Here is a 1,031-nt window from a genome sequence, read left to right on the forward strand (position 1 = left end):
AGAGATAAAAAGAGATAAAGAGATAAGAAGTTGCTTTTTACGCCGCTGAGTATACCCAGCCGACGCTTGTGTGCCAATAACGCTATCAATACAGCATGTTGTGCAAGGCACAATTGGTAGGTTTACCGTTGCGCGCTCATTGCAGTCTGCCCCTGGAAATCAACATCCCCGCCTTGCCCAAGACCCCAAACAGGCTGATTTTGGACGCAGCAATACGCTATGGCCTCCAGATAAGATTTGGCCATTAACAAGATCCCTTATTGGGTCCAATAATCGATGGGTGGCAGCTGCGAATATGTGTAGTCGTAGGTCAGTTCCATTTCAATGGTGGGGGGTATGCGCATTGTTTGATTGCGGCGAGTCGTGGATGCGGGTTTGCCACAACCCAAGATGCATCAATATTTTCTTGATAAGCGTATCATCCTCAATAAAGGAAATAACCTTCATCGACCCCTGGCACTTGGGCCCAGCAGCGGGTCGATTTGATAAATTTTTTGTATCAATCGCGCCCAATTTTTACGAAATGCCTTTGACGACACAGCCGACTCGACCAAGGCCGGCACCTGATCATCGCTACCGGCTTTTTTGCGCATGCCCCGGGATTTATTTGAGTAGTAGCCGTAATAGCGAACCATCTGCTCGCCCTTATTGGGGATGTGGGTCACCAGTTGGGCCAGCCAATCGAGCGCCTCAAATGTTTTTGATGTGCGGCCGGCTCATTGGGCTGGTTCCAAAGCTGCGGCCCCTAACCCTGCCTGCAAAACACATGCGCTGCAGATAATAATAGCGTGCAGCGCGTTGAATGTCGGTCAGGCCACCGACGGTCTACTGACGTTTCCAGTCTTCAAACCACTGCCTTGAGGCCAGGCACCATTTAAACTGCTTTAAGAACTCCTCCAGGTGATTTTGCAGCACCCTGTAAAAACCAACTAAATCGCTGTCCAGATCGTTGATAACCTCGTATCTGCTCGGCTCTTTACGAAAAAAGATCCAGGCCGCCCCTGCAAATACCTCGCAATAGGCCTTATGCT

At 49.8% G+C, this 1,031-nt stretch carries 1 protein-coding gene and 1 pseudogene; both read right to left on the reverse strand.

Features of this window, described 5'->3' with window-relative positions; all coding sequences use genetic code 11:
• Nucleotides 1-443 precede the first annotated feature (443 nt).
• Nucleotides 444-698: pseudogene (locus tag GY683_RS01165) on the reverse strand (transposase); the annotation flags it as partial.
• A gap of 127 nt (nucleotides 699-825) precedes the next feature.
• The coding region (locus GY683_RS01170) for a DNA adenine methylase (RefSeq protein WP_297287010.1) at nucleotides 826-1,031 on the reverse strand (206 nt) is incomplete at its 5' end.

Origin of the sequence: Moraxella sp. (assembly GCF_024227015.1) — a bacterium.
In the GTDB taxonomy this organism is placed as follows: domain Bacteria; phylum Pseudomonadota; class Gammaproteobacteria; order Pseudomonadales; family Moraxellaceae; genus Moraxella.